This is a genomic window from Pseudoalteromonas maris (assembly GCF_049257235.1).
Taxonomy (GTDB): domain Bacteria; phylum Pseudomonadota; class Gammaproteobacteria; order Enterobacterales; family Alteromonadaceae; genus Pseudoalteromonas.
The window spans coordinates 116,111-133,473 of sequence record NZ_JBMMUF010000004.1 but is presented as its reverse complement, the minus strand read 5'-3'; the positions used below and the strand labels follow the sequence as shown (position 1 = coordinate 133,473).

Annotated in this window: 12 protein-coding genes; 4 read left to right on the top strand and 8 right to left on the bottom strand. The window is 45.6% G+C overall.

The genetic code is table 11. From position 1 onward, the window contains the following. Positions 1–111: 111 nt before the first annotated feature. The 3 genes from AAEU32_RS07505 to yjjG all read left to right on the top strand — a co-directional run bounded on the left by AAEU32_RS07505 (position 112) and on the right by yjjG (position 2,284). Positions 112–969 (top strand): HDOD domain-containing protein, encoded by an 858-nt coding sequence (locus AAEU32_RS07505; RefSeq protein WP_421969912.1) that lies wholly within the window; start codon positions 112–114, stop codon positions 967–969. A gap of 71 nt (positions 970–1,040) precedes the next feature. Beyond that, positions 1,041–1,601, top strand: coding sequence for an inosine/xanthosine triphosphatase (gene yjjX, locus AAEU32_RS07500; RefSeq protein WP_421969911.1), 561 nt, complete (start codon positions 1,041–1,043; stop codon positions 1,599–1,601). Continuing rightward, entirely contained in the window at positions 1,601–2,284 is a 684-nt protein-coding gene (gene yjjG, locus AAEU32_RS07495; protein WP_421969910.1) for a pyrimidine 5'-nucleotidase, read from the top strand. Before yjjX ends, yjjG begins: the two co-directional genes overlap by 1 nt. A 78-nt stretch (positions 2,285–2,362) precedes the next feature. Here yjjG and nagP read toward each other — a convergent pair whose 3' ends face one another. From nagP to secA, 6 genes are all read right to left on the bottom strand, one after another. Next, positions 2,363–3,670 (bottom strand): N-acetylglucosamine MFS transporter NagP, encoded by a 1,308-nt coding sequence (gene nagP, locus AAEU32_RS07490; protein WP_421969909.1) that lies wholly within the window; start codon positions 3,668–3,670, stop codon positions 2,363–2,365. 239 nt (positions 3,671–3,909) lie between these two features. Then, a complete protein-coding gene (locus AAEU32_RS07485) occupies positions 3,910–6,525 on the bottom strand; it encodes a beta-N-acetylhexosaminidase (protein WP_421970094.1) in 2,616 nt (871 codons plus the stop codon). Positions 6,526–6,719: 194 nt separating this feature from the next. After that, positions 6,720–8,429 (bottom strand): gamma-glutamyltransferase, encoded by a 1,710-nt coding sequence (gene ggt / locus AAEU32_RS07480; RefSeq protein ID WP_421969908.1) that lies wholly within the window; start codon positions 8,427–8,429, stop codon positions 6,720–6,722. Positions 8,430–8,614: 185 nt separating this feature from the next. Beyond that, entirely contained in the window at positions 8,615–10,702 is a 2,088-nt protein-coding gene (locus tag AAEU32_RS07475; RefSeq protein ID WP_421969907.1) for a M13 family metallopeptidase, read from the bottom strand. Between the two features lie 270 nt (positions 10,703–10,972). After that, the gene (mutT, locus tag AAEU32_RS07470) at positions 10,973–11,362 is read right to left on the bottom strand and encodes an 8-oxo-dGTP diphosphatase MutT (RefSeq protein ID WP_421969906.1); all 390 of its coding nucleotides are present in this window, start codon (positions 11,360–11,362) and stop codon (positions 10,973–10,975) included. 56 nt (positions 11,363–11,418) lie between these two features. Next, positions 11,419–14,121 carry a preprotein translocase subunit SecA gene (gene secA, locus AAEU32_RS07465; protein WP_421969905.1) on the bottom strand — a complete coding sequence of 901 codons (2,703 nt, stop codon included), beginning with the start codon at positions 14,119–14,121 and terminating at the stop codon, positions 11,419–11,421. A 420-nt stretch (positions 14,122–14,541) separates the two neighbouring features. On the opposite strand from secA, the gene AAEU32_RS07460 reads away from it, so the two are divergent. Beyond that, the gene (locus tag AAEU32_RS07460; RefSeq protein ID WP_421969904.1) at positions 14,542–15,042 is read left to right on the top strand and encodes a DciA family protein; all 501 of its coding nucleotides are present in this window, start codon (positions 14,542–14,544) and stop codon (positions 15,040–15,042) included. 40 nt (positions 15,043–15,082) lie between these two features. Here the strand turns inward: AAEU32_RS07460 and lpxC are convergent, their stop codons facing one another. Both lpxC and ftsZ read right to left on the bottom strand, forming a co-directional pair. Further along, positions 15,083–15,994, bottom strand: coding sequence for a UDP-3-O-acyl-N-acetylglucosamine deacetylase (gene lpxC, locus AAEU32_RS07455; RefSeq protein WP_421969903.1), 912 nt, complete (start codon positions 15,992–15,994; stop codon positions 15,083–15,085). An 85-nt stretch (positions 15,995–16,079) separates the two neighbouring features. Then, complete coding sequence (gene ftsZ / locus AAEU32_RS07450) at positions 16,080–17,357, bottom strand: cell division protein FtsZ (RefSeq protein ID WP_421969902.1); 1,278 nt, start codon at positions 17,355–17,357, stop codon at positions 16,080–16,082. Positions 17,358–17,363 lie beyond the last annotated feature (6 nt).

Genomic DNA, 17,363 nt, shown 5'->3' with positions numbered 1-17,363 from the left:
TGATAACGTTAAATTGTCTCTTTATTTTAAACAAATACAGATAATTCATGTATTTACTGGTGTGTTGTTGATTAATTCGGCTAAACTTAGGCTTACAAACGCGGGGGTAGTATGCAACGTATTGATGAGCAAATACTTTCACAGCTAGAAGCTGGCTTTAAATTGCCAGTAAAGCCGAAAGCTTTACATCACTTACAAGAAGAATTAAATCAACCTGAACCTTGTCTCGATAAGGTCAGTGAGCTGATTGCTGCCGATGTAGCAATGTCGGCTGCTGTGTTGCGCGTTGTGAATACACCCGGCTTTGCTCCAGAACCAGAAATTGCCGACATCAAATACGCGGTCATTTTGCTTGGCCTTAACACCATTAGCCATATCACTTCACGCTACCTGCTAAAGCAGATTTTTCGCCAAGAAAACAGCTGCATATCGCTTGCGCGGTTTTGGGATACATCAACTGAAATTTCTCGGTTATGTGGTTATTTAGGACAAGCTATAAAGCAAAAAACCATTCCAACAGATAATCTCCAAACGCTGGGACTATTCCATGACATAGGCATCCCAATGATGGCTATGAACTTTCCAGATTATGTCGATGTGCTCAACGAGGCAAACGACAGCATCAGCACCTGCCTCACCGAATTAGAAGACAAGCGCTATCCGTGTAACCATGCAATTTTGGGCTTTTACATGGCTCACTCTTGGCACTTGCCGAGAATATTGTGCAGCACGGTACTGCGTCATCACGATATTGATTTTTTGGATGAACCGCATACGCAAGAAGAAAAGATATATTACTCAATACTCAAAGTTGCGGAAAACATTGCCCACGTCCACAAACGTTTTCGCAACATTAATCATTGGGCAACCCTCAAACCAAAAATACTGAAAACACTAGACTGGCAAGAAAGCGAGTACGAAAAATACGTTAACGCCGGTGAATCACTACTTATTTACAACACAGATTAACGTGTATCCCCCACCACTATTTTGCAATGGCCATGTTACACTGATGCCATGATTTCCTACTGGTACGTATAATGGCCCTTGGCAACGAAATAAAATGCTTAACCCTGATTGTCGGCTCAAAGAACCCTGTAAAAATAAATGCTGCGAAAGCCACTTTGGCCACCTATTTCCCCAACCATGACATTGAATGCCAAGGTGTTGATGCACCATCGGGGGTTGCCGACCAACCTTTAGGCGAGACGGATACATTATTAGGTGCCAAAAATCGTGTTGCATATTGCCAAGAACATTATGAGGCCGATTTTTACATGGCGATGGAAGGTGGCGCGGCACGTTTTGATTATGGCACCGCCACATTTGCTTATGTTGTCATCGCGCACAAAGGCGCATCCAGTGTTGGCCGTAGTTGTAATTTGCCACTTCCCGCATCTCTATACAGCAAACTTGAACAAGGCCAAGAACTCGGTGATGTGATGGATGAAGCATTCAACACCACCAATATCAAACAGCAAGGTGGTGCAATGGCGCTGCTAACCAATGGCCATGCAACGCGCCAAAGCACTTATCAACAAGCACTCACCCTTGCCATGGCACCTTTTAACCACCCAACTTTGTTTGCTGCGAGCTGCTAATGCGTTATCCATGGATTTTGTTTGATGCCGACGAAACTCTGTTCCACTTCGACGCCCTTGCGGGTTTGCAGGCACTTTTTAACACGCTGGGCGTTAATTTCACCGATGCCGATTATCACGAATTTCAGCGCGTGAATAAGCCTTTGTGGGTGCAGTATCAAAATAATGAAATCTCTGCCAAACATCTGCAAGAACAGCGTTTCATGCTGTGGGCTGAGCGTTTAGATATAGCCCCAAGCACACTCAACCTTAAATTTATGGAAGCCATGGCGAATATCTGCCAACCTCTTCCCGGCGCAATAGAGTTACTCAATTCCCTAAGAGGTAGGGCGAAACTTGGGATCATCACCAATGGTTTTACTGAGCTGCAACGTGCTCGTTTGCAAAAGACAGGTCTGAAAGATACCTTTGAGTGGTTAGTGATTTCCGAGCAAGTGGGCTATGCAAAACCGCACATGGCCGTGTTCGAGCATGCCTTTGAGTTAATGGGTAATCCCCCAAAAGAGCATATTTTAATGGTTGGTGATACCCTCGAGTCGGATATTCAAGGGGGTATCAACGCAGGTATAGACACGTGTTGGCTCAATCGCTTAGACAAAACTGCACCTGAACATTTAACACCCACTTTTGAAGTGCGATCTTTGTGTCAGTTACGTAGTCTATTACTTGATATTGAGAAATAAAAAAATGCCAGCATTCGCTGGCATTTCACATGGGATGGTTTCAAAAAATTGGAGATAGATCTGCCTCAAACGACCGCATTATTTCCATGACGTCATCTTATGGCCTTTTACAGCATAGAAAAGAATGAAGAGATAACAAGGCAACATCACTAAATATGCGCCTTGTTGTCCTTGCGCAGTACCTTGGGAACCACTCGCCAGTCCCCAAAATAGAGGGCCAAACGCACCACCGGCGATCCCCATAATCAGCAATCCTGAGCCAACGCTGGTAAGTTTACCTAAACCTGATAGAGCCAACGGCCACACTGCTGGCCATACAATCGCATTAGCAAAGCCCAATACTGCGATTAATACCAACGGATCCGGTAATGCTACGGCTCCAAAAGGCACCAAAATCATAGTAGCAATCACCGTTGATTGCGTATCACCAAAAACGATGGCTAAGGTCAGCACGCATCCCAATATCGCCGATACGGTTAATGCCGTTTGTTGCGAAATAATACGCGGAATAAGCGCAATACCAAGGGCATAACCAATCACCATACAGATCATGGTGTAAGAAGTCATAACACTATATTTTTCAACACCCAAGGCGAGCGCAAACGTACCAATTGTGTCGCCCGCGATTACTTCAACCGCAACATACACAAATAACGCCACCACACCTAACGCCAAACTTGGACGAGATAATGCAGCCTTCACTTGGCCTTTTTCTTGATTTTGCTCTTCATCATCTACGAGCTCCGGCAAAGGTGAAAACTTCACAGCAAGTGCCAAGGCGCCAATGAATAACGCCATGCCGATATAAGGAAGGATCAGGCTATTAGCCATGGCATCTATTTCGGCCTGTGTCAGCTCTTTACCTACTAACCCTGTAAAGTTACTCAGGATCAGTGCGGTGAAAACCCAAGGTGCGAGAACTCCTGCGCCCTTATTGAGAATTCCCATCACGCTCACACGTGCGGCTGCTGACTCTTCAGGGCCTATACGCACAACATAAGGGTTAACAGCAGTTTGCAGTAGCGTTTGTCCCGCGCCCATCACTAATTGCGCAAATAAGAATAACGCAAAGACCTGTGTTTTAGCGGCTGGCACATACAAAAGGCCGGCAAGCATCATCACCGCCATTCCCAACGCCATACCATTCTTGTAGCCAATTTTACGAATGATCATCGCCGATGGCACTGCGGTAAAGGTTACTGCGATGTAGAAAGAGAACAAAATCAATGAAGCCTGCAACGGCGTCAAGTCTAGAATTTGCTTAAGGTAAGGCATCAAAGAGCCATTTAACCATGTTGCAAACCCTAAAATGAAAAAGAGGGTTGCAACTATAGCCATAGGCACAAAGTTGCTTGTTTTGTTGGTTGTAGACACTGTGGCTTCCATAAAATCTTCTCGTTGTCGGATTTTTATATCATCAAAACAGCTATTGCGATAACCCTAGATGCATGCGCATCTGGATGTTGAGTGCACCACAACAGCTTCATTTTTATTCTTTGTACATTTTATCGTATGACTCATCAACAAAATGACAGCGCTATCATTTACTTTACGTTAATTATCTCAGCTTGACTAGTTAGATTTAGCCTCACCAAATAAGCAATTTAAAATCAATGTATTATGAATTAGTAACTTGCTTGAACTGCTGAAAACGTGACGCGAGCTGCTCGACTCACCTGATCATTAATACGCGAACGAACCAACACATCCCCCTTGCTCGGCACACTCACTGGTGAATGATAACTCAACCATGTCGCGCCATTATCAACGCTGTATTGCAGTGCTAAGCCTGCAAAGGCCACATTCGCATGCAGCTTACCATCTTTGATTACAGCGCCCGGCACAGGGAGACGCAAGGCAATGCCGTCACGATCTAATTTAGGTAATTCTTTTTTAGCTAGCGTGGCAGCAAACCTCTGCCAATCTTGCTGGCGCTGCTGTGCATTGGGTTGTTCTCCTTCCCAAGAAGCCTTATTCCAAGCACGCTCTGCTACAGCGAGCATACGAGGAAAGACCATCTCGAGCATTTGCTGTTCCGTGCGTATGGTTTCAGACCACACTTGACCTTGCATACCGAGAATATTCTCAGGCTTTTGCAAAGCCGGCATTGGACGGCCGACCAACGCCTCAAGATTGTCTATTTTCTCTCGTGTACGAGTGTAATCCGCATTGGCATACACATCATCTGGCATATAACCAAACACCTTTTGGGTATCGATATAGCGGGTCGCCCAGTAATAACCGCGCTCAGCGGGGTGCGCTTCATATGGGTGGTCAAAGTACAAGTGCGTACCATGAGAGAGCACCACCTGATAACCCGAGTTTGCTAGGCGGTATGCCCTATCTGCTACCCCCCACTCCCAAATATTGTCCCACGCATTAGTAAAGAAGGTTTTGTTCGCATATTCATCGCGATTAAATGAATTCACCTTGTCATACATAATGCCATCTTCCCAGATACCCGGAGATATCCCGCGCTTGTGCAACAGATCTGCCACGCGTTTGGTGAAATAAGGTTTTAAATCCGCCACACCAGCAACACCATTGTTAGGCTGAGCGAATAACGCCTGACAGGCTGGCGAACCCACCCAAGAACCCGCCCCCACTTCATCGCCACCAATATGTAAATACGTCAGCTTAGTGCCAGCCTCTCGATACATTTGCTGTAATTCGTAGGTAACCTTATCAATAAAGGCATAGGTTGAGTCCATACATACGTTCATAGAATTATCTGTGTAGTTCTGCACGGTAATGTAGCTGGACGTGTCTTTAGGATCTGTGAGTAGATACTGCGTGGCTTTAGATAAATCGGCACTTGATGTTTCTTGCGCGCCTAACTGCTGATTGAAAAGTGTATTTTGTGCTTGGCGCTCAGCATCTTCTTTAAGTTTACGATAACGCGCTTCCATTGCTTTAATTGACGCGCGCGCATGGCCTGGCCCTTCAATTTCTGGAATGATCTCTACATGCCTCGCTTTGGCAAACTGTAACAGCTCAATAAAATCGCTGCGGCTCATATAACCATTTCCCGAGCCGGATTTAAACGGGCCTGTGCCAAGCTGCGTAAGTAAACACTCGTTTTCAGCCAAATCGAAACAACGGTACGCCCCTACTTCAGTTAACTCTGATAGCCCAGGAATTTCTAACCGCCACCCTTCATCTTCTGAGAAGTGCCAATGTAAGCGGTTCATTTTATAACGTGCCATCTGCTCAACGAGCTTAAACATGGCTTCTTTGCCATGAAAGTTTCGCCCGTTATCGTAGTGCATGCCGCGCCATGGGTATCGCGGTGCATCGGTAATATTTACATACGGCAGTATCAACTCACCATTGGCAGGCAGAAGTGCCAGCAAGCTTTGCATACCATAGAAAGCACCCGCATTATCCGCACCGATAATGTCTATTCGCTCTTTGCCAATCTTTAATTGGTAACCTTCGGCGTTGGCGATGTGCTTATCAATTGTTATTGAAAGTAGTTTGCTCTTTGGTGGTTGAATATGATCAGGGTGGGCACTGAGCTGCAGCGTGTATTTACTCGCCAAATCATCTTGAAGCAACTTTACCTCAGACTCTAACTGGCCCGCATAGCGGATTTGCCACTGCTCATTTAAGCCCAGTGAGCCTTTTCTGAAATCAAGATTGCGTGGCTTGGGTATAATGCGCGGATTCGCCTCATCAAAATGAGTCGTGGTATTTGCTTGGTTGCGCTCAAAACGCATTCGCGCATCAGCGAGCACCGTTTGATCGTGCGGCTGGCTATAACGGCGCAACTGCTGTTCTTGTGTGAGCGGGGCGACAAAGTCAGTAAAGTCTTCAGAGTCGGTATTAGTAAAAATAGCAGGCTTGCTATCACCTGAAACAATAAAGGCTCTGGGCATAAAGTCACTGTATGCAACTATCCAAACCGCGGCTTCAAAGGGTACTTTTAATGTTTCCCCTGGCGCTAAACCGGGAAAATCCTTAGTCGGAGTTAGGCGGTGCAAATCACCATTAACATGCTCAATGTATAGCCCCTGACTGATCCCTTGTGTCATTTTACGCACACTGTGCAGGTATATTTGCCAATCTTGCTCGCCTGCGGGTAGGGCAACATCAGAACGATTTGTCACGGTGATAGTACCGAGAAAGCTTTTATCTTCGTTATGGAAGTTACTTTGCACCGAGAACATCAGCTCAGTTTCTTTAGCAAACTCATTCACTTGCTGTTGCGTTAACTGGGCAACAGATGCAAATGGCATCATTAATGCGGCGATTATGCTCGGTGTTACTATTTTCACTTCTACCCTCAGTTGTTCATTATCGTTTCGATGCGATGATTAACATCATATAAAAATAAAAATGACAGCGCTATCATTTGCGTTAATTTTTAACCATTTTGCATTGCATAAGATATAAAAAAGGCGGCCTAAGCCGCCTTCAGAAACACTTTTTTATTTTAGTAACCAGCAGCTTGGCCGTCTTTACGTGATTCAGAGGCACCATAATAAACGCCGTTGCTTAAATCTTTTAAAATAGCTTGGTACCCGCCATACGGCCCCACAGCTTCACGCAAAATATGTCCTTTTTTCATCAGTTCGCGTCGTGTTTCCATACTAAAACCATTTTCCAGAGACACATATCCACCATCTGTCATGATTTCATCGGTAGGCTGGCTTGAACCTGAGTGCAAGATACGCGGAGCATCCCCTGCTTCTTGCAGGTTCATACCAAAATCAATCATGTTGATAAGGATCTGCGCATGCATTTGTGGCTGAGTCGCGCCACCCATGACGCCATAACTCATGTAGGGCTTGCCCTCTTTGGTAACAAAGGCGGGAATAATTGTGTGAAATGGACGTTTCCCTGGTTCGTATTGATTGAGGTGCCCTTGTTGTAAAGAGAACATTTCACCACGATTTTGTAATACAAAACCCAGCTTTTCAGGGGTCATTCCCGAACCCATGCCGCGGTAATTACTCTGAATGAGCGACACCATGTTACCGTGCTTATCGGCAGTGGTAAGGTAAATGGTATCCCCTTCAATTGGCCCTGCATGGTCACGTTTCATGGCTTTGTTAGGGTCAATCAGCTTGCGGCGCTCATCTGCATATTCCTTCGAAATCAAATGCTCTACAGGAATGTCGCTAAATGCTGGGTCAGCATAATATTTAGCGCGGTCAGCAAAGGCCAACTTTTTAGCTTCCACAAAGGTATGAATATACTCAGGGCTATCAAAGCCCATGCTCGTCAGGTCATAGCCTTCTAGAATATTGAGAATTTGCTGCGCGGCGATCCCTTGGCCATTTGGGGGTAATTCCCATAAGGTATAACCACGATAATCAATGGACACTGGCTCTACCCACTCACTGGTGTGATTTTCTAAATCTTCGTAGCGAATGTAACCGCCATTGTCTTTCATGTAACGGTCAATTTCTTTAGCAATTTTACCTTTATAAAACGCATCACGACCGCCCATTGCCAATTGTTTATAGGTGTTAGCGAGTGCTGGGTTTTTAAAAATATCGCCTTTTTGTGGCATTTCACCATCTGGCATAAAGACTTCCTGGAAACCTGGATACTGTGCTCGCGCTGACACACTTCGCTGCATGTAATACGCAATCAGTTCACTCACAGGAAAGCCTTTTTCTGCATACTCAATGCTCGGCTTTAAAATTTGCGCCATGGGCATTGAGCCAAACTTTTTGTGAAGCTCAAACCAGCCATCTACTGCGCCGGGAACAGACACTGGTAACGGGCCGTAACTTGGGATTTTTCCCTCTTCTTTGGTCAGCTGTTTCATCTGCTCGAAGCTCAAACCCAAAGGTGAGCGACCAGATGCGTTTAAGCCATGTAATTTACCGTCCTCTGCCGAGTAAACAATAGCGAAGAGGTCACCACCGATACCACAACCGGTAGGCTCAACCAATCCGAGCATCGCATTAGCTGCAATAGCGGCATCAATAGCATTCCCCCCTTTGCGCATCACCTCGAGTGCAACTTGTGTTGCCAATGGCTGCGATGTGGCAGCCATCGCTTCTGTGGCAATGACTTCAGAGCGCGTTGCGAACTGCTTGCCGGTGATCCGATCTTGGGCAAAAGTGAGTCCTGATGATAATAAACTAAGCGAGATCCCTGCTAAGCATAATCCTCGTGTTATTCGCTTCATTGTTATTCTCTTTTCTTGCTTAGGTAGACATTTAACTTAGTAGAAAAGTAGGAAGTGATGCAATGGGGTTGCGTTAATGTGGGGGTGAAGTGCGATAAAACAGGCACAAAAAAGGCGCTAGCCTTTATTTGCAGCAACTGATTTTGCTGCGAATAAATCACTAACGCCTGTCAAAAAGCGCTTAATTACCAGATTTTTACGCGCTCTTCTGGGTTGATGTACATTGCATCGCCTTCTTTAACGTCAAACGCTTTGTAGAACTCAGGCATGTTTGGCAATACACCAATTACACGATAATGACTTGGGGAGTGTGAATCAGTCATAAGACGATTACGCAGCTCTTCGTCACGGTACTTGCGACGCCAAATTTGCGCCCAACCCATGAAGAAGCGTTGATCACCCGTATAGCCATCGATTACCGGCGCATCAGTACCAGCAAGTGATAACTGATATGCTTTATACGCAACGGTCAAACCACCAAGGTCACCGATGTTTTCGCCTAGCGTCAGTTGACCATTTACATTCGCATCTTCAAATGGTGCGTACTCGTTATATTGCGACACTAGTTTTTGACCACGCTCTTGGAATTGCGCTAAGTCATCTTCACTCCACCAGTTACGCAGGTTACCGTCGCCGTCATACTTCGCGCCTTGGTCATCAAAACCGTGACCTAGCTCGTGACCAATTACCGCACCAATTGCACCGTAGTTTACGGCGTCATCCGCTTCTAAGTTAAAGAACGGCGGCTGTAGAATCGCTGCAGGGAACACAATTTCATTGTTCACTGGGTTGTAGTATGCGTTTACTGTTTGCGGCGTCATGAACCACTCACTGCGATCTACAGGTTTACCAAGCTTATTACGCATGTCGTCATATGCCCACTCGCTATGGCGGATGAAGTTGCCCGCTAAGTCGTCTGCTTTAATCTCAAGCGCTGAGTAATCTTTCCACTTATCAGGGTAACCAATTTTCGGAGTGAACTTGTTCAATTTCTCTTTGGCTGCAACTTTAGTTTCTGCACTCATCCACTCAAGGCCGTCAATGGCTTGATCGAAGCCTTTGATCAGATTAGCCACAAGCTCTTCCATACGCGCTTTCGCTTCTGGTGGGAAGTTATCCTTCACGTACACTTTACCTAGCAGTTCACCAAGTACCGAGTTTGCAGAATCAACGGCTTTTTTCCAACGCGGTTGTTGCTCTTCGACGCCACGCAAAGTGGTGCTGTAAAACGCAAACTTACGGTCAACAAACTCTTTGCTTAGCTCATCTGCGTAGTTACTGACAAAGTGGAAAGACAAGTAATTTTGCCATGTGGCAAGACTCGTTTTCGCAAAGATTTCACCAAGCTTTTCAAAGTATGAAGGCTGGCGAACAACAAGTTCTTCAACACTCACTTGTGACTGCGTCAAGAATTGTGCGAAATCAAAATCACCCATCAATTCATTTACTTGAGCAACGGTCATTTTATTGTATGACTTAGTGGCATCACGGCTTTCAACACGGCTCCACTGCGCTGTAGCAAGCTCGGTTTCAAGCGCGAGAATGTCAGCGGCTGCTTTCTCAGCGTTTTCAACACCTGCTTTGGTAAGCATATCAGTAACATAAGTTACATATTGAGCACGGATTGTTGTGAATTTTTCGTCATCTTTGAGGTAGTAATCACGATCTGGTAGACCAAGACCCGATTGCGTCACATAAAGCGCGTACTGACTTGAGTTTTTCGCGTCGTTATTTACCCACCAAGCAAATGGCGTTGTGCCACCTTGGATGCGAAGATCAGCCATCAAAGATACTAATGCACCTTTGTCTGCCACTGCTGCAATATTGTCTAGGTATGGCTTAAGTGGAGAAATGCCTTTTGCTTCCAACGCCTCTAAGTCCATGTAGCTGCTGTAGAAAGCGCCTAGCTTTTGCTCATCACTACCTGGCGCAGCATCGGTATTCTTTGCAGCGGCTTCAATCACTTCTTTTAGTGCAGCTTGAGACTGGTCATACAGAGCAGTAAATGAACCGTAGTTTGATTTGTCACCCGGAATTTCAGTGCGCTCTAGCCATTTACCATTGATGTGGTAGTAAAAATCGTCTTGAGCACGAACCGCTTTATCAATGTTGTCTAACTCGATGCCTGAGCTAAGCGGCTGTACTGCTGCTGTTGTTGTATTTTGTGCAACTTCCTGTGCGCTATTGGTTTGTGCTGTTTGTGGTTGTTCGCTACAACCAGCAAGGCCTAAAGCAATGGCTGTTGCAGCCGCTGCTAATGTTACTTTATACATTTTGTTGTCCTGATTTTTTAATTATTAGGGTTTTGTCCTAGGGCGTGTTGATCTTTGCTGTTTGTTTTTGCAGCTGTCATTGGGGTATTTTGACAAGGAAGAGCCTGCGTCGCATAGTCATTCTATGTAAGTCAGGTGATAACGCAGACAAAATATCCCAATGACGCTGCCCAGAGGGTTCAACAAAATTCATACCTCAAAGTCCAACGCGCCGTAGCTTCCTCATTCTAAACCCAAGTGTTAAGACTGAGAAATACTGTTTGTAACATTTTATGAACATAATTTATCGAGTATGGCTTCATTGGCTTTGGGGAACGAAAATGAGCTCAATTTATCAATATCAACCCATTGTCCTTGCTGCCCTTCAGCGCCATGAGGTTCACCACTGAAATGGCTGACCGTATGAATATCTAGACGTACTTTTTTATCGCCATAATCGTGTTCAATGAGCATAAACGGTTCACTACTGTGAACATCTATAGCAATTTCTTCTTTTAGCTCTCGGGCGAGCGCTTGGGTGGTCGTTTCATTGTCTTCGATTTTACCACCTGGAAATTCCCACAGACCGCCTTGATGTTTATCATCTGGGCGCTTGCAAATGAAACTCTGCTCACCGCGAAGGATAATACCCACGGCCACATTGACTATCTTCTGACTCATTATCAACTCCATAAAAAAAGCGGCTAAGGCCGCTTTTTCTTTACACCGTGGTTAGCTTAACTAAGCTTGCCACAACATTGCTTGTACTTTTGACCTGAACCACACGGACATGGTGAGTTACGACCCACTTTAGGTTCTGCGCGCGCCGATACAGGTGCTGGCGCTTCACCACCGACATGCTCGGCTTCAGCATGTTGATACTGACGAGGCGCTTCTTCAGACTTGCGGTGCTGCTCTTCAACCTTTTCTAAGTCTTCCTCAGCGCGTACTTGTACTTTGCTTAGGATATTTACAACGTCGGTTTTGAGATTTTCTAGCATATCTGAGAACAATTCAAATGACTCGCGCTTATACTCTTGCTTCGGATTCTTCTGTGCATAACCACGTAAATGAATACCTTGGCGCAGGTGATCCATCGCAGCAAGGTGATCTTTCCAATGCTGGTCCAAGCTTTGTAGCATAACGGCTTTTTCGAACTGGCGAAGAACTTGAGGACCCACCATATTCTCTTTTGCTTTATATGCGTTAGTCGCCTCTTCGATAATGCGGTCGCGAAGCTTCTCTTCGAACAGTTTGTTGTCTTCTGCTAGCCATTTCTGGATAGGAAGATCTAACAAGTAATCGGCCTTCAAGCGCTCTTCAAGTGCAGGAATATCCCACATTTCAGCCAATGACTGCGGTGGAATGTATTGGTCAATAACACCATGGATAACATCACTGCGAATAGCATCGATTGTTTCTGAGATATCACCTTCTTCAAGAAGCTCGTTACGCTGTGCATACACTACGCGACGCTGATCGTTAGCGACATCATCGTACTCAAGTAACTGCTTACGAATGTCGAAGTTACGTGCTTCAACTTTACGCTGCGCGTTTTCAATCGCTCGGTTTACCCAAGGGTGCTCAATTGCTTCACCACGTTGCATACCCAGTTTACGCATCATGTTCGTCATGCGCTCGCCGGCGAAGATACGCATTAGCGCGTCTTCCATCGATAGATAAAAGCGGCTAGAACCAGCGTCACCCTGACGACCAGAACGACCACGTAACTGGTTGTCGATACGACGTGACTCATGGCGTTCCGTACCAATGATGTGTAGACCACCCGCTGCGATTACATCGTCATGGCGTTTCTGCCACTGCTCTTTGATTTTGGCGATTTGCTCGTCAGTTGGGTTTTCAAGTTTTTCAACTTCGCTTTGCCAGCTACCACCAAGCACGATATCGGTACCACGACCTGCCATGTTTGTTGCGATAGTCACTTTGCCCGGAAGACCCGCATCAGCAACAATGTCAGCTTCTTGGGCGTGGAATTTTGCGTTCAGTACGTTGTGTTGGATTTTCTCTTTACGTAGGAACTGAGAAAGATACTCTGAGCTCTCAATTGAAATAGTACCTACTAACACTGGCTGACCACGCTCTTGGCAGTCTTTAATATCTGCCAAAATCGCTTCGTATTTTTCTTCTTGCGTTAGGTATACCAAATCAGCACGGTCATCACGGATCATTGGCTTATTGGTAGGAATTACCACTGTGTCTAGTGCATAAATTTGCTGGAATTCGAACGCTTCTGTATCAGCAGTACCTGTCATACCAGCAAGCTTGTCGTAGATACGGAAGTAGTTCTGGAATGTGATTGACGCAAGCGTTTGGTTTTCGTTTTGAATACGAACACCTTCTTTTGCTTCCACCGCTTGGTGCAAGCCTTCAGACCAACGACGACCTTCCATCGTACGACCTGTGTGCTCATCTACGATGACGATTTCGTTGTCTTTAACAACGTAATCAACATCTTTTTGATACAGCTTATGAGCTCGAAGTGCCGCGTATACGTGGCTCAACAGCGTAATGTTACCCGCTGAGTAAAGCGAGTCACCCTCTTCAATCAGCCCGCGAGCAGTAAGAAGTTCTTCAACTTTAACCTGACCACGTTCTGTCAGGTGAACCTGCTTCGCTTTTTCGTCGATAGTGTAATCACCATCGCCTTCAACACCTTCTTCGTCCTCTTTTTCTTGAACTTCAAGTTCAGGAACAATGGTATTGATTTGGGTGTATAGCTCAGATGAATCTTCTGCAGGGCCAGAGATAATAAGTGGCGTACGCGCTTCATCGATAAGGATTGAATCCACTTCATCGACGACCGCAAAGTTTAGTGGACGCTGTACGCGCTCTTCGATGCTAAATGCCATGTTGTCACGCAAGTAGTCGAAGCCAAATTCGTTGTTGGTACCATAGGTAATATCTGCAGCGTACGCTTCTTTTTTCTGCATTGGCATCATGCCAGGCACATTACAGCCAACACTCAGACCTAGGAATTCAAATAGCGGACGGTTGGTTTCAGCGTCACGTTTAGCAAGGTAGTCGTTCACGGTAATAACGTGTACACCTTTACCTGAAATACCATTTAGGTAAGCCGGCAGCGTTGCTGTTAATGTTTTACCTTCACCAGTACGCATTTCTGCAATGCGGCCTTGGTGCAACACCATACCACCGATTAACTGTACGTCGAAGTGGCGCATACCGTATACACGTTTTGACGCTTCACGGACAACTGCGAACGCTTCTGGTAATAAGTCATCAAGGCTCGTGCCGTTGTTATAACGTTCACGAAACTCAGCTGTTTTTGCTTTTAGTTCTTCATCGCTGAGAGACTCTAGCTGACCTTCCAATGCATTAATTAAAGCGACCGTTTTGCGTAAGTTTTTAATTGTGCGGTCGTTGCGACTACCAAAAAGTTTGGTAAATATTTTCGTGATCATGATTTAACCGTTACATTCTCATCTGCGTTAAGTGCTCTTTCCTCGATAACGAGGCTGTTAAGTCACTTGCGAACTTATCTAATCCATTTAATACCGCGCTCAAAAGAAATAAGGGCGTTAGGCGTGGACCTTTGAGTGTGACTGCTTGAGCGGTGTACTTTTGAGCGACATCATAACAAACTCAATGAATTGCAGCACCCAATAATACCAATTACATAAGCCCGACTGGTAACTAGCCTTTACAGCTTTGAACCATCAAAAACTAATGGCATTGGTATTATCGCTGGCCTATCATAACGTTCAGAGAAATCTTTGCAAACTACGATTTGGTAAGTGAGTTCAAAGTACCCACTACTTGGCTCTAGCATTGCTTTAAGAAGTGGTGACGATTTGGACAAATTCAAGGGGTAAGTGCTATTTATGGCTAAAGATCGCTATGCACCAAAGCAATTAACGGACGTCTTGGGGAAATTAAACCCTAGAATTGGCTCCCGTATCGCTGGCTATGGTGCAAAAACGCAAGCGCTTGCCTCGCAGCAACAGATTCTGCACGATGCAGTGGGTGAAAACCTTGCAAAAAAATGCAGCGTAGCAAATGTGCGTGATGGCACTCTTGTTATCGAGGCCATCAGTGCGACTGTGGCGATGAAGCTCAATTACATCAAGATGGATATTCTGTCAGCGTTTCGCCAAAGTGGCATGGCTGATTTGTGCCAAGTAAAGATTAACACTTCACCGAATGCCGCTCAGCGCACATCAACGCAACTAAAAGCCCAAACAAAAGAGCCAAGCAGCACAGCAAGTTCTCGTAATATGAGTGAACAAACGGCCGATTATTTGGAGCACATTGCACAGAACGCGCCACCTTCACTGCAGCAAAAACTGATACGTTTAGCCCAGCATGGCAGACAAAAAAAATGACGCTCTAGGCGTCATTTTTCTTTTAATCTGTAGTGAGCGATTAAGCGGTATGCAGCTCAAACGCTGGTGCAGGCATAGACACTGTGTCTTCAAATGTAGCCCACTCCCACGCTGACTCAGTTGCCATGATTTTACGTAGCAATTTGTTGTTCAAGTCGTGACCTGATTTGTAAGCGGTTAACTTGCCAAGAATATTATGGCCAGTCATGAACATATCGCCCACACAATCTAGGATTTTGTGTTTTACGAACTCGTCTGCGTAGCGCAAACCATTCGGGTTTAATACTTTAAATTCGTCAAGCACCACTGCGTTATCCATGCTGCCACCTAGTGCAAGGTTATTTGCATGCATGTACTCAATGTCTTTCATAAAGCCAAACGTACGCGCGCGGCTGATTTCTTCAATGAAGTTTTGCGGCGTAATGTCTAGACCAATACGCTGACGGCTTTCGTTGATAGCTGGGTGATTAAACGCAATCTCGAAATCAATGTGGAAACCATCGTATGGTTCGATTTCAGCCCACTTATCACCTTCTTCAACACGTACTTTTTCTTTGATGCGGATGAAACGCTTGGCAACATTTTGCTCAGCGATACCACCTTTTTGCAGCAAATAGATGAATGGTAGCGCACTACCATCCATGATCGGTACTTCGCCACTATCTAACTCTACAACTAGGTTATCAATACCTAGTGCAGCAACCGCAGCGATAAGGTGCTCTGTGGTAGACAAGCGCACGCCGTCCTTGTTAGTTAAACAGGTACACAATTGCGTATCACCCACTGCTTCCGGGGTTGTTTCGAAATCCACAACCGGATCAAGGTCCACGCGACGAAATACTATCCCAGTATTCGCATTCGCAGGTCGGAGAGTTAAGGAAACCTTCTCACCTTTGTGGAGACCAACACCCGTGGCTTTGACTACTTCTGCAATCGTACGCTGTTTGATCATAGGCTTTCGCTCACTGTTTAACTAAAATTAGACGGCGGAGTGTATCACACATCGCACCAGTTAACAAATTAGTTGATTTTTCGTACTAATCTGCTTGTTTACGCAAAAACGCAGGGATGTCGAAATAATCACCGGCATCTTCTTGCTTCTTACCAACACTTGCTGAACCTGATGTCTTATTCTCTTGATTAGGAACAGAAGCGCTAGTTTGCGATGTCGTACCTGAAGCTGAGCTTACTGACTCATCAGCGTGGCTAGTGTCTTGATAGCTACTTGATGAACCTTGGGTCGCAAAACTTGGCACGAACATCGATGTATTCGACGTGCTTTGTGTGCTTTGTGCGTTCACGTCAGAACCGGCTGCACGTTTAAAACCATTATCAACAACACCAAACTGTGGACGGCGATCACCGCCAAGACCAGTGGCAACAACAGTAACGCGAAGCTCGTCACTCATTTCCATATCAATCGCAGTACCCACTACAACCGTCGCGTTCTCGGACGCAAGCGCTTTAACGTGGTTACCTACAATCTCAAATTCTTCAATTGATAGGTCCATACCAGCAGTGATATTAACGAGGATACCTTTGGCACCGGTTAAATCGACGTCTTCAAGTAGTGGGCTTGAAATAGCTGCTTCAGCCGCTTCTTGCGCACGATCTGGACCTGATGCTGATGCAGAACCCATCATTGCAGTGCCCATTGCCGACATAACAGTACGTACGTCTGCAAAGTCAACGTTGATCAGGCCAGCACGAGTAATTAACTCAGCAATACCTTGTACCGCGCCATAAAGTACGTCGTTCGCTTTAGCGAAAGCATCCAACAAGGTGGTGCCTTTACCAAGTACTTTCAGTAGCTTGTTATTTGGGATAGTGATCAATGAATCAACCATTTCGGCAAGTTCACTGATACCTTGATCCGCTGCTGCTGCACGCTTTTTACCTTCGAAATCGAATGGGCGCGTTACCACCGCAACAGTAAGAATACCGAGCTCTTTAGCAATGCGTGCCACTACCGGCGCAGCACCAGTACCTGTTCCACCGCCCATACCAGCGGCGATGAATACCATGTCGGCACCTTCTAGAGCACTCTTAATGGTTTCGGCATCTTCTTCGGCACTTTTCTTACCGACTTCAGGGTTCGCCCCTGCACCCAAACCAGAGGTGATTTGTGTACCTAGCTGCACGGTTACATCTGCTGATGATTTACGTAGTGCCTGCGCATCGGTATTTGCAGCGATAAACTTCACGCCTTCGATGTGCTGTTGCACCATATGCTCTACGGCGTTACCGCCACCACCACCAACACCAATTACCTTGATGACAGCTTCTTCGCTGTGTTCTTCCATCATATCAAACATTTTTTT